This window comes from Chroogloeocystis siderophila 5.2 s.c.1 (assembly GCF_001904655.1).
GTDB classification, from domain to species: domain Bacteria; phylum Cyanobacteriota; class Cyanobacteriia; order Cyanobacteriales; family Chroococcidiopsidaceae; genus Chroogloeocystis; species Chroogloeocystis siderophila.
The window spans coordinates 93,064-106,109 of the sequence record NZ_MRCC01000016.1 but is presented as its reverse complement, the minus strand read 5'-3'; the positions used below and the strand labels follow the sequence as shown (position 1 = coordinate 106,109).

General features: G+C 43.2%; 12 protein-coding genes. 8 read left to right on the top strand and 4 right to left on the bottom strand.

Annotation, left to right across the window (positions count from 1 at the left end):
* The first annotated feature begins 687 nt into the window (after positions 1 to 687).
* Positions 688 to 1,098 (top strand): hypothetical protein, encoded by a 411-nt coding sequence (locus NIES1031_RS18320; RefSeq protein ID WP_073550931.1) that lies wholly within the window; start codon positions 688 to 690, stop codon positions 1,096 to 1,098.
* 4 nt (positions 1,099 to 1,102) lie between these two features.
* A complete protein-coding gene (locus NIES1031_RS18315; RefSeq protein WP_073550930.1) occupies positions 1,103 to 2,365 on the top strand; it encodes a glutamate-5-semialdehyde dehydrogenase in 1,263 nt (420 codons plus the stop codon).
* A gap of 9 nt (positions 2,366 to 2,374) precedes the next feature.
* Here the strand turns inward: NIES1031_RS18315 and NIES1031_RS26100 are convergent, their stop codons facing one another.
* Both NIES1031_RS26100 and NIES1031_RS18310 read right to left on the bottom strand, forming a co-directional pair.
* Entirely contained in the window at positions 2,375 to 2,509 is a 135-nt protein-coding gene (locus NIES1031_RS26100) for a hypothetical protein (RefSeq protein ID WP_269086025.1), read from the bottom strand.
* A gap of 255 nt (positions 2,510 to 2,764) precedes the next feature.
* Positions 2,765 to 3,589 carry an acyl-CoA desaturase gene (locus NIES1031_RS18310; RefSeq protein WP_073550929.1) on the bottom strand — a complete coding sequence of 275 codons (825 nt, stop codon included), beginning with the start codon at positions 3,587 to 3,589 and terminating at the stop codon, positions 2,765 to 2,767.
* Between the two features lie 71 nt (positions 3,590 to 3,660).
* Between NIES1031_RS18310 and NIES1031_RS18305 the strand changes: the two genes are divergently transcribed.
* Both NIES1031_RS18305 and NIES1031_RS18300 read left to right on the top strand, forming a co-directional pair.
* Positions 3,661 to 4,893: a methionine gamma-lyase family protein gene (locus NIES1031_RS18305; protein WP_073550953.1), complete on the top strand. Its 1,233-nt coding sequence runs from the start codon at positions 3,661 to 3,663 to the stop codon at positions 4,891 to 4,893.
* A 38-nt stretch (positions 4,894 to 4,931) separates the two neighbouring features.
* Positions 4,932 to 5,474 (top strand): hypothetical protein, encoded by a 543-nt coding sequence (locus NIES1031_RS18300; RefSeq protein WP_073550928.1) that lies wholly within the window; start codon positions 4,932 to 4,934, stop codon positions 5,472 to 5,474.
* Positions 5,475 to 5,756: 282 nt separating this feature from the next.
* Here the strand turns inward: NIES1031_RS18300 and NIES1031_RS18295 are convergent, their stop codons facing one another.
* Both NIES1031_RS18295 and NIES1031_RS18290 read right to left on the bottom strand, forming a co-directional pair.
* The gene (locus NIES1031_RS18295) at positions 5,757 to 6,239 is read right to left on the bottom strand and encodes a TspO/MBR family protein (protein WP_073550927.1); all 483 of its coding nucleotides are present in this window, start codon (positions 6,237 to 6,239) and stop codon (positions 5,757 to 5,759) included.
* Positions 6,240 to 6,522: 283 nt separating this feature from the next.
* On the bottom strand, positions 6,523 to 7,308 hold the full coding sequence (locus tag NIES1031_RS18290) for a class I SAM-dependent methyltransferase (protein ID WP_073550926.1): 786 nt from the start codon (positions 7,306 to 7,308) through the stop codon (positions 6,523 to 6,525).
* Positions 7,309 to 7,464: 156 nt separating this feature from the next.
* On the opposite strand from NIES1031_RS18290, the gene NIES1031_RS18285 reads away from it, so the two are divergent.
* From NIES1031_RS18285 to NIES1031_RS18270, 4 genes are all read left to right on the top strand, one after another.
* Complete coding sequence (locus tag NIES1031_RS18285; RefSeq protein ID WP_073550925.1) at positions 7,465 to 8,430, top strand: polyphosphate kinase 2 family protein; 966 nt, start codon at positions 7,465 to 7,467, stop codon at positions 8,428 to 8,430.
* A gap of 208 nt (positions 8,431 to 8,638) precedes the next feature.
* Positions 8,639 to 9,604 (top strand): helix-turn-helix transcriptional regulator, encoded by a 966-nt coding sequence (locus NIES1031_RS18280; RefSeq protein ID WP_073550924.1) that lies wholly within the window; start codon positions 8,639 to 8,641, stop codon positions 9,602 to 9,604.
* A gap of 72 nt (positions 9,605 to 9,676) precedes the next feature.
* Entirely contained in the window at positions 9,677 to 10,240 is a 564-nt protein-coding gene (locus NIES1031_RS18275) for a Uma2 family endonuclease (RefSeq protein ID WP_073550923.1), read from the top strand.
* 276 nt (positions 10,241 to 10,516) lie between these two features.
* Complete coding sequence (locus NIES1031_RS18270; RefSeq protein WP_084544391.1) at positions 10,517 to 13,039, top strand: TonB-dependent siderophore receptor; 2,523 nt, start codon at positions 10,517 to 10,519, stop codon at positions 13,037 to 13,039.
* Positions 13,040 to 13,046 lie beyond the last annotated feature (7 nt).

The following is a 13,046-nucleotide window of genomic DNA, read 5'->3' as shown; positions in this document are numbered from 1 at the left end:
CCTTCAATTGGCAAGGAGCAGGTATTATAACTAAAATCATCTAATTACATACTCTGTTAGCCGCGAGGCTGTTGATGTAGAAATTTTTATACAAAAACTCATAAAAATCTCTTACCTTTAGATGATTATAGGAGAGCAATGCATTCTATCTTGCTCTCTTAAGACAATTTTGTTTTTTTTGAATTCTGACGTTGGTCTTCAAAGCCTTACAGCCAGATACAGAAGCTGTGACTGCGTAGCACCTGCTTCTCAAGATCTGAAAGTAATACTGGCACGCGGAAAACGGGGAAATGATCGATGAAAGGTTGAAAGGCATCAATCAAATGCGTTTGTGCATAGAAGTAAGCTTTTTACTCGTTGACCAATATTCTACAATGCAGCGATCGCCAGAAAATTTAACTAATGTAAACTGCTACAAGCATAGACTTACGTAAGTTTTGCAGGTACGCCACCTTATCTAGGTGAATGTTGCGCGTTTGAATCGCGTTACTTGCTTTTAAAAATTTATTGTAAGGCGCAGGCAAAAACTCATAGGATAGATTGTAGAGTTCGCCGTGAAGTATGACCATGGGGAAGTAAAGTAAAAAATAATAAAAGAAATCAAAAAGCGGGCACGGATAGTTGGTCATCTTGGATCGGATTTAGATACACTCGTGGAATAGCTACTTTTTGCTTCTACTAGTCGTTGTGCAATCTCAAAAGGGAAAAAAAATTGATCTCAGTTCAGACTATCCGTGTCCGTGTCGCAGGCGCGGGCGTTTAGTCCCGATTACGCTGACAGAGGCATTTGGGTGCGATCGCTGTCAGCAACTATTTGTTGTGGAAGATAAAGGTTACTTATTAGAACAACTTTCGACGACCTACCCGTATAAACGTGCGTGGCGCTGGATGGGCGGTCGTTGGGTTGTTGCCCAACCACGATTTGGGCAGACGTATTTACCGATAGCATTGGGCATTATTCTAGTCTTATTGGTTGTCTGGCTTCCTTTAGCACTGAGGTCGGATAATACAAACACAAATATTCTCGTATGGGCAATGGTCGCAGTACTATTAGCTGTATTACCAGCGTTAATGGTATGGCTTACTTATAGACGTTAATTAGATGATTGATGCTTTTGATATAGCCCCTGATGCGATCGCCGTTGCAAACCGCGCTTATCAAGCTTCCTTAACCTTGGGTACTACCAAGGGAACCGAACGAAGTAGCGCTGTACTGGCGATGGCAAAAGCGCTACAGCATTCATTTGATGACATTTTGGAAGCAAATACGCTGGATTTAGAAGCTAGCCGCGAAATGGCAGTCCCCGATTTAATTTTGGATTGGCTAAAACTAACACCGAAGCGTTTGCAAGCCGCAGTAGAAATTTTAGAACGTCTTGCAGAATTATCCGACCCGATTCGGCGCGTGCGCAATGCTGATTATCAATTACCAGATTCACAAACGTATTGCCAACTTATGCCGCTGGGGGTTATTGCGTTAATTTATGAGGCATTTCCTGAGTTAGCAGCGATCGCTGCGGGATTGTGTATCAAAACAGGCAATAGCTTAATCTTAAAAGGCGGTAGCGAAGCAAGTAATTCTAATGCAGCAATTGTGAAGGCTTTACAGCTAGCACTAGAAGAAATAGGTTTACCGCATGGATGTTTAGATTTATTACCGGTAGATCGCGGTGGGATCGTCCGCGATTTAGTGACGCAAGACCAGTATTTGAATCTCGTGATTCCCTATGGGCGTCCTAGTCTAGTACAACAAGTTGCTAAAGTCGCAACTGCCCCAGTATTGCGTTCAGCAATGGGTAACTGTTATCTTTACTGGTCAGCGTCAGGAACTCTAGATATGGCGCGGACAATTATTTTAGATAGTCATCAAAGCGAACCTGACCCTGTTAATGCGATCGAGAAAGTTCTCATTCATCGTGCAAGTAAGCCTTCGTATTTAGTGAGTCTTTGGCATAACTTGCAAGAAAAGGGTTTCAACATTAAAGGTGATGCGGAATTAGTCGCAGCATTTCCAGAGTTACAGCTAGCTGTGGAATCGGACTGGGCAAATCCTTACTTGGATCGAACTGTGGCGTTTAAAGTTGTCGATCACTTAGAGGAGGCGATCGCGTGGATTAATCGGCACAGTAGCGGTCACGCTGACTGCATTGTCACCGAATCTTACCAGGAAAGCCGCCACTTTGCTTTAGGAGTAAATAGTGCCTCAACATATATCAATGCTTCTCCACGCTTTTCGCGGAATCCAGCGCAAGGCGATGCTGTATTTTTGGGTATGTCCAATCAAAAAGGACAACGGCGAGGTTTTATTAGCTTAGAAACGCTAACAACCGTCAAACACATTGTTCAAGGAAACGGAAAATTTTAATCAATCTTCTTAAGGTAGTGGTTGTTGCGAGTACATCACCATCATAAATATTGTGACTCCTAATCCACAGATGAGTAGTAATAGAGAACCCCAACTAGCTGAATGTTCTGTCATCTGTTGCCATACTCGATTGCGAGTTGCCATAGAAAAAGTCTCCAAATCCCTGTAGTTCTTAATTTATCGTTAAGGGATCGGCGATCTTCAATGAGAAATGAAAATTAACAGGGCGGGGATCAACCAGAGATCGGGGGTCAGAAGTCAGAGAAAACCAGTTAACACAATTTATGATGAAATTTAATTTTGATAGGTGACGTACTTTAGCTTTGTACCGTTGCTAAATAATCTTCCCAACTAATTCATCTTGCTTAAATCTGATCTCCGACCTCTGACCTCTGATCCCTAGTTCAAGGATTCTTTTGGTGCTAGCTTGACTTTAGTTGCTAGCCCCAAGGTTTGCAGTAATTGAATCGTCATCCATGTAAGATCAATTTCCCACCATTGCAAACCGTGACGCGCAGAGTACTGAAACGCATGATGGTTGTTGTGCCAACCTTCGCCATAGGTGACTAAAGCGACCCACCAGCAATTTTTTGAATTATCGTTTGATTTGTAGGTACTGTACCCAAAAATATGGCTAGCACTATTTACAAACCAGGTGCAGTGCCAAACTAGAACAAGGCGGACAAAAATTCCCCAAACGACGAAAGACCAACCGCCGATAAAGTAAAGTAGAAGTCCTAAGGCAAATTGGATAGGAATAAAATACTTGTCGAAGAATTTGTATACTGGGTCGTCCGCGATGTCTTTGATATAACGGGGAACTTCAGATTGAATCGGTGCGTGGAATAACATCCAACCTATGTGACTCCACCAGAAGCCTTGATTGGAATCATGGGGATCTGGTGTTTGATCCGAGTATAAGTGATGTAAGCGATGTAGTCCTACCCAGTCAAGCACCCCTCCTTGGCAGGCTAGAGTACCGCAGAAGACAAAAAAGTACTCTAACCACTTAGGAGTTTGAAAACTGCGGTGGGTAACTAAGCGATGAAATCCTAATGTAATCCCTAACCCGCCGGTGATCCAGTGGAGTAACAAAGCTAAACCTACAGCACTCCAACTAAAATTGCTAGGCAGTAGGGCAAACGCAGCACCGATGTGAACAAAGGCGATAAAGAGAATAAACGCCCAATTTAGAGGAGGTTTAGTAGAGGTGGCAATGGTCATGCAATTATCTCGTATAGATCTGCTCAATCTCGGTAATAAACACCGCCAAGAAAATGAAGTATGAGGTGTTAATGAATAGCGCTGAACAGCTACAAGCAGCCGAACAGGCACTATCTCCGATTTTTTCTGGAATTGACGCTGCCGTCAAGCAAAATTTACAACGCGTGTTGAGTGCATTTCGTAATCAGCGTGTTGGGACGCACCATTTTGCTTCGGTAAGTGGTTATGGTCACGACGACTTGGGGCGTGATATTTTAGACCGCGTTTTTGCAGAAGTCGTGCAAGCCGAAGCCGCAGCAGTGCGGGTGCAATTTGTTTCAGGAACTCATGCAATCGCGTGTGCGTTATATGGTGTCCTCCGTCCTGGTGACGAAATGTTAGCCGTTGTGGGTTCCCCGTATGACACGTTAGAAGAAGTCATTGGATTGCGTTCTCCTGGTCAAGGTTCCCTTATTGAGTTTGGCATTCGTTACCGCGAATTATCTCTAACCGACGAGGGAACTGTCGATTGGGGTGCGTTAGCAAACGCCATTAAAAATGATACCCGTTTGGTGTTAATTCAGCGATCGTGTGGTTATTCTTGGCGTGCGAGTTTAGGAATTGCCGAAATTGAAAAAATTGTCCGCATTGTGAAACAGCAAAACCCCGACACGGTTTGCTTTGTCGATAACTGCTACGGTGAATTTATTGAAGATCGCGAACCAACGGCGGTTGGTGCGGATTTAATCGCGGGTTCGTTGATTAAAAATCCTGGGGGGACAATTGTCACTGCTGGTGGTTATGTTGCGGGAAAAGCCGAATGGGTAGAAGCGGCGGCTTGTCGCTTAACTGCGCCAGGAATTGGCAGCGCTGGGGGGGCGACATTCGATCAAAATCGTCTGTTGTATCAAGGGTTGTTTCTTGCGCCGCAAATGGTGGGAGAAGCGATGAAAGGAAATCACTTAACGGCGTATGTCTTCGATCAATTAGGGTATCCGGTAAATCCTGCGCCATTTGCACCTCGCCGCGATGTAATTCAAGCGATTAAGTTAGGTTCGCCGCAAAAGTTGATCGCGTTTTGTCGGGCAATTCAGCAAAATTCCCCTGTTGGTTCTTATCTCGATCCGGTTCCCGCAGCGATGCATGGTTATGATAGTCAGTTGGTGATGGCGGGTGGGACGTTTATTGATGGCAGTACGTCGGAATTTTCGGCGGATGGTCCGTTACGAGAACCATATGTTGTTTTTTGTCAAGGGGGGACGCATTGGACACACGTAGCGATCGCGCTTGAAGCGGCGATTGAGGCGGTGCAGAAAGTTGATTAGTAGGATTAAGGTGGTAATGAATTCTTGTAGTGTGAAAGATGAATAAGGCTTTAGAAGTTCCAACGGAGATTTCTTTTAAACAAGCGATTGATTTGACGCAGTTCTTGCTAGAACAAGCTGACTCTGGACAATTGCAAGAATCTGAAGTCAAAGCAGTTGTCTCTGATTTGGTGAGAACGCCAAATGGTGCTAGAGGCTTTTTTGTGACTTATTTAACGTCTGATTCGCCAGTCGTTGATTGCCTCACAAATGTGGTTGTCGAAGCTTTGCGATCGCATCCTGAAACTGTCGCAGACTTATTAGTGAAAAATGTCGCAATGTCAGCAGCCCAAGCTGTCTATCACCGCCGCAATCACGCTAAAGGAATGGCACAAGGTTCGTTACAAGTTCAACAGCGTACGCAAAAGTTAATTCAATTAGTTAATCTTGCTGCTGTCGATGAACACGCTCAGGATTTATTAGCTACTGCCAAAACTGGAGAGGGGCGCTATCAAGACTTTCTCAATCGCTGGGGCTATGATACAGAACAAAGACAAGTTATGTGCGAAGCACTACAACAGGTTTTATCCCGCGCCAGTTGAATTATTGCCGCGATTTCAATACTTTCACCCCACAAGCTATGTATGGAAATTCTCTAACCTCCGACCTCTGACCCCTTGTAAATTCATCTAGCCACTAAATCCGACTAAGAATACAGCGATCGCACCAACGATTGCCAGGATTGACAGGACTAATCCAGCGTTAGGACTGCCTTTGAAGGAATAGTTTTTGTCTTTCATAGAATTACCTACACATTAAAATTCTATATCTATTGTTACATTCATTAACTTATTTTTCATAAATGCTAACAAATTAAATAGCAACTAGACTTTTCCTACACCAGGATTAAGCTGAATTAGTACCCAAGTAAGATACGTGCCGATTGGTCCCCAAAGCATATATGGTAGAAGTAACCAAGAGGCTGTTGTTGATATCTTACGGACAGAAATTGCGACAACATAAGCTAATATTGTTGCTAATCCGCCAAAAATCAGTCCGCCAACGAGGCTGCGTAGTTCGACAACAACAGGACTGTAGAGAGTTGTCAAAAGTGCGATCGCAATATACAAGCCCATGAAGAACCACGGGCGATCGCGGCTATGACGACGAGATTTTTCCCAAACTAAAATTGCTGAGATTGTGCCACAAATCCAAACAACTGCCCAAATGAGGGGAATTAATGATTCAAACGTTAACCATCCAGGGCGAGTTAAGTTTTGAAACCACGGATCGCGCAGGGAAGTTAGTAGATTTCCACCAAAAAAAATGGCTACTGAAACAGCAAGTATTATCCATCTAGCTTTCATCGTAACTTGGTAACTGGTAATTGGTGTAGTTTAATATTATCTAAGTAGGTGGGCATAATTAACTATCACACGTAACGTTTGTCAGGTAACAGGTAACGGGGAGGCAGTATCGTGCGGAGGTGTCCTCCATTGAGGACCCACTCTCGTGCGGGGGTTTACCCCGTTGAGAGAAGTGGCGTACAACTGGCGTTAATTGGTAATGGGTAATAGAGACTCTTTCCAATAAACAGTTATCAATTACCAGCTCTTAGGTTGTGTTTATTTTTATCCTCTTACTTATTACCTAATTGCTCGATTTATTTTTGTTAATAAGCTCTTGAGATACGGTTTTAGCAAAAGTTATAATGTGTTGATTTGGTAGAGATTCATCAGTATTTTGCCATTGCAGTCCTACCATTGCCATTTCTTTTTTTACTTGATTTTGGGTCATTTTGTGTAATCCCTTAATTGGGATAAAAGGATTTTCTTTGCGGTATTCGACTAAGACAACTCTTCCCCCAAGTTTGAGCGCTTTTGTAATACCTTGCATAACTTCATATGGATGAGAAAATTCATGGTAAGCATCTACCATTAGCGCTAAATCAATGCTGTTTTCTGGTAGGTTAGGATTAGTAAGAGTGCCTAAGATTGTTTCAATATTAGTAATTTCTGTTTCTTTTTTCAGAAACTCAATAATATCTAACATTTCAGGTTGAATATCGACTGCTAACACTTTTCCATTAGGTAGCCTTTGCGCCATCCGAAAGCTAAAGTAACCTGTACCTGCACCGACATCGGCGACAACATCTGAGGGTTGCAGAACCAGTGCATCTAATACCTTCTGTGGCTGTTCTTCTCTTTCTCTACTTGGACGTTCTAGCCATAGTGCTTCGGTATGTCCCATGACTTTAGCAATTTCACGCCCTTGATAAAATTTGCCAATACCATCAGGGCTATGTATGGTGCGATACTGATAAGTCGAGTTGCTATTGACTGATGAAGTTGCTGCAATGGGCGTGCAACTAATCAAAACTGCGCAACATAGGACTACAAATTGCAATATTTTAAGTTTTAGTTGGCTCCAAAGCATAATTTAAGAAATATCAGCAATGAGTTAAGCGTGGCTTGATACAGTTGCGCGTCTTGTGTTAACGATATCGTCTATCTTGTGGTAGAAACAGCGGTGTCTGTATCTGAACTAACATCAAGAAAAGTAGTTTAGATTACAATCAGGCTACGAAAGCTTATGAATCAAGATAGCGATCGCACAGATAATTTTACTTCGGCAGATGTGACTGAAGCTGAGGAGCAAAAAACCACTCAAGCTGCGGAACAAAAAGCAAATAGCGTTGCTGATGTCGTTTCACCAGAAACACTTGTTGTTAGTGAACCACCACCACAACCGGATTATCCTCGATATCGAGTCAGCCCAGATGAACTGATTAGACTTGCTGATATCAACCCCGATGCTTGCGAACATTACAAAAAAAAGAAAGACGTTGAAAAGGAACTAGAAATCCAAAGAAGGCGACTAGCAGTTTTACAAGAACGCTTGTACGCCGAAAACGAACGTAGTGTGTTGATTGTGTTACAAGCAATGGATACTGGTGGAAAGGATGGTACAATCAAGCACGTTTTTCGCGGAATTAATCCGCAAGGTTGTCAAGTTTGGTCGTTTAAAAAGCCTACCGACGAAGAACTAAGTCATGATTTTTTGTGGCGCTATCATCGCCGCGCGCCACGTCGGGGGATGATTACAATTTTTAATCGATCGCACTACGAAGATGTGCTAATAGTGCGCGTAAAAGATTTAGTTTCCGAAGAAGTCTGGCGCCAGCGCTATCGCGTTATTAATGAGTTTGAGCAAATGCTGACGTTAGATAATATTGTTGTTATTAAGTTCTTCTTGCATATTTCCAAAGACGAGCAACGCCGGAGATTAGAAAGCCGCTTGGCAGATCCCGATAAGCGCTGGAAGTTTTCGATTAACGATGTCAACGAGCGGAAGTTGTGGGACGATTATCAACAGGCTTACGAAGATGCAATTAATAACTGTTCAACGGCTTATGCGCCTTGGTACGTCGTGCCATCGAATAAAAAGTGGTATCGTAATTTGGTAATTGCGAGGGCGATCGCCGATACTTTAGAAGCAATGAATCCACAATATCCGGCTGCTGCCGAAGGATGGGAAAACATTGTGATTCCAGTATAAAGTCGCTGTATGAGTAAGCGGCGGTGACGCAATATCACTACTGATCTGTGCTAAGCTGCTGTACTTGCTCTACAGACAAACCTGTCATTGGTTTAGGCGATCACTGTTGTTCTATATACTTAAAAATCACGATTGTGTTGTTAGGGAAGCTAATTAATGAGAATATATCTTATTAAGAGCTACAACACTTCATAAAGGCGATCGCATCATGCCGCTCATTCTCTCAGATCGAGATACAAAAACATCCTATCCCAGCAGCTACGAATTGAGTGTGAAGTGTTCTCAATCGGTTAGTTCAGCTTATAAGCGATCAATTGATCTTGGTCACGGGATGCATTTACTCGTTCGCAACTATCAACTTGAAGAACCTTTGGTAGAAGAGATTATTTACACTTACTCAGCAGTTGAACTTGAATTCGGCTTCAACCTGTCTGGTAAGCCGCATCAGCAAACGAGTCGTTTCAGCTATCCTGGTAGTTTTTTACAGTTTGAGCAAACCAATTCTCAGACAGTAACAGGAGAATGGCTACCAGGACAAATTCTCAAAATCGATCTGCATTTAACCGCGCCCAGAGATAGCAATACACTCAGTTCAATACAAATGGAACTGCTTCCGGTAGAGTTAAGACAGCAATTCGAAAATCCAGATAAAGAATTTTATACTGATTTAGGTATTCTCACACCAGAGGTTCACTTAGTATTACAGCAAATTCTCAATTATCCGTATCAAGGAGAAATTGAGCAAATTTATTTACAATCCAAAGCACTAGAACTGATTGCCATACAGTCAGCCTATATGTTGAAGCACCGCGATCGCAACCAACTTGTTAAATTGAAATCTTCTGATGTTGAGCGCCTTCATCACGCTAGAGATGTATTGATAAATAATTTTGAAAATCCACCCTCCTTGATTGATTTAGCGCGCTTGGTAGGGATGAATGACTGTACATTCAAGCGTGGATTTCGGCAAGTTTTTGGCACAACTGCATTTGGCTACCTCCGCAAACACCGTATGATTCAAGCACGGCAATTGTTATTAGAAAATAAGATGAGTATTGCCGAAGTAGCGTGTACGGTTGGCTATTCACACCCAGGTTATTTTGCTGCTGCATTTCGGCGCGAGTTTGGCATTAATCCTAGTTCTTTGCGGCGTGATGTTCCGGCTTGTGACTAAGAATTTTGTTGTATAGCGGGTGCGATCGCCTCATCGCAGATAATGATATGAGAAGCAGTATGGAAAGGTTCAATGAATAGTGTTGTCCTAAATCTAGAACCAATTGCACATTTAAGCGATGAGCAATTCTATCAACTGTGTCTTGCCAATCGCGATTTGAGCTTGGAAATGAGTGCCAAAGGAGAATTGATTATTGTGCCGCCAGTTGGAGGAGAAAGTGGAAATCAAGAAGCAGACTTGATTACAGATTTGAATAATTGGAATCGTCAAACAAAATTAGGCAAAGTGTTCAGTTCATCAACAATCTTCATTCTGCCTAATGGTGCTAAACGTTCTCCTGATGCAGCTTGGGTACAACTCGCACGTTGGGAAGCTTTAACACCTGAACAGCGCAAGAAATTTCCGCCACTCGTCCCTGATTTTGCGATTGAGTTGCGTTCAGAAACCGATCGCTTACAACCGATTCAAGCCAAAATGCAAGAATACATCGACAATGGTTTGCGTTTGGGTTGGCTGATTAATCCGCAAGACCAACAAGTAGAGATTTACCGCCCTGCCCAAGCTGTGGAAGTGATTCAAACGCCTGCACAGCTTTCTGGAGAAGATGTTTTACCTGGTTTTGAGTTGCATCTGTAGCGAGTTGGGTATGAAGAAGCCGGTATGTTCGGTAACAGGTAATCGGTAACTGGGGAAGATATATTCTTGCCAATGACCAATGACCATTTACCAACGTTGATGTTGGGGTTATTTTTACCTGTTTGGTGAAACCAATGTTCCGTTTTGTGCCTAAAAAATTCCGTCGTGTAGCAGACGCGATCGCCCAATTCACTCTATAGTTTGCTTTAGCTTTCTTGCAAATACTTGGCAATGAGCGTCATAAGGCAAGTGACATTGAGCGTGGGCGTGAGTGACATGAGGCAACGATTGATTGGGTTGATGCTACTAGGGACAGTGTGGGCGATCGCGACCTCGCCTGTAGCAGCACAAGAGGAGATACAGAGTAAAACGCTTGCAGAATGGATTGCAACAAGGAAATCACAAAATTCTGACATCGCGCAAAATGTTCCTGTACAAGTTACTGGTGTGAGTATTTTTGAGACGGATGCGGGTTTAGAAATAGTTCTGGAAACCGCAGGACAATTATCGCAACCTACGACGTCGGTTGTTGGTAATACTTTGATTGCAGATATTCCGAATGCGGTGTTGAATCTACAGGACGCACAAAATGCTCAATTTGTCAACCCAACAGCAGAAATTGCATCGCTATCGGTAACAAATTTGCCGAATAATCAAATCCGCGTGGCAATTGAAGGAGTCAATACTCCACCGACAGCACAAGTTAGTGCATCTGCGCAAGAATTGATACTCACTGTAACACCTGGTAGCACAGCAGATTTAAACGAAGAAATTGAAATTCTAGTAACAGGCGATCGCATCACTGGTTATCGCGCTCCCAACGCCACCACCGCAACGCGAACCGATACCCCTTTACGCGACGTTCCTGCCAATATTCAAGTAGTTCCGCGTCAAGTTTTTGAAGATCAAGGAGCTTTTCGCCTTGATGAAGCGCTGCGTAACGTCGCAAACGTCAACTTTGCTAGTTCCTATGGCAACCGAGCGCAAGAGTTTCAAGTACGCGGATTTATAGCGACGCAGTACCGCAACGGTTTTCGCGAAGATACAGGCGCTTGCTGTTCTTTTAATAATCGTACCGCGCCCGAAACAGCTGATTTAGAACGAGTTGAAGTTCTCAAGGGACCCGCTTCGGTGTTATTTGGACAGGGCGAACCAGGTGGAATTATTAATTTAGTCACAAAACAACCGCTGGATACTCCTTACTATGAAATCGGGTTTACCGCAGGTAGTTTTAACTTTTATCGCCCAACACTTGATTTTTCAGGTCCATTGAGTGGTGATGGATCACTTGCTTATCGATTGAATGTTGCTTACGAAAGTGATGATACATTTCGCGATTTGAGCAATTCGCGCCGTTACTTTATCGCACCAACATTAGCTTGGCAAATTAGCCCCAGTACCGCACTCAGACTCGAAGCATCTTACATTCAAGACCGACGCACGTTTGATCGCGGGTTAATTGTTTTGGAAGGTAGCGATCGCCCTGCTGACTTACCATTGAATCGTGCTTTGTTTGATCCTGAAAATTCAATAACGAACATCGAAGAAACACGGGTAACGTTGTTTTTAGACCACCAATTTGCGGATAACTTATCGTTACGCAGCGCGTTGCGTTACACAACAAGCTTTGAATCAGACCGCGAAGGCACCTCAAACGTTGTTGCTTTACTTCCCGATAACCGCACCGTCGAACTCGAAGCTTACTTTGGCGATCAATATTTTGAAACGTTCACATTTCAGAATGATTTGATTTGGGAATTTAATACAGGTTCAATTGCGCATACCCTACTGTTTGGATTAAAGTACAGAAATGCGACTGCGGAGTATAGCTCGCAAGTCGATCCCGAACCACAAGCCTTAACCGGAGGATTGCTCGATATTTTTGAGCCAAACTACGACGCAATTACCTATACCGGAGGATATCAGTTTTATTTCGAGGGCGATCGCCAAAAGCAAAACGTTTTTGCAGTATATCTACAAAACCAAATTAGCTTACTCGATAACTTAAAATTGCTCGTTGGTGGTAGATTTGATCATGTCACTTCCGAACAGCGGTTTGGCGATTTTAGTGAAGATGGCAATGATAGTGCCTTCTCGCCACGTGTTGGAATTGTTTATCAACCAACTACAGATGTTGCGCTTTATGCAAGCTACTCGCGATCATTTGTACCAGCCGCAGGGCGGAGTATTGATAACGAAGCGTTTGAACCCGAACGCGGAACGCAATACGAAATTGGGGTAAAATTCGATTTAATCGCAGAACGACTCTCGGCAACTCTGTCAGCCTTTGATATTACTAAAAGTAATGTTTTGACCGCTAACCCCGTCAATACCGATTTTTCAATTCAAGTTGGCGAACAAAAAAGTCGCGGTATTGAACTTGATGTCACGGGTGAAATTTTACCAGGCTGGAACATTATTGCATCATACGCTTATCTCAATGCTCAAATTACCGAAGATAATACGTATGAAGTGGGCAATCGTTTAAATCCAATTCCGCAAAATAGTGCGAGTTTGTGGACTACGTACACAATTCAATCGGGTAGCTTGCGAGGAATGGGTTTTGGCGCAGGTGTTTTCTTTGTCGATCAACGTCCTGGCGATCTTGATAATAGCTTTTTCTTGCCAGACTATACTCGCGTTGACGCAGCCATCTACTACGATAGTGACGATTTTCGCGCTGCACTCAACTTTAAAAATCTGTTTGATACCGAGTATTTTGCCGGTTCGCAAAATCGAGCCGCTGTTGTTCCTGGCGCACCGTTTGAGGTACAGGGAACCGTTTCTTGGCAGTTTTAAAGGTATA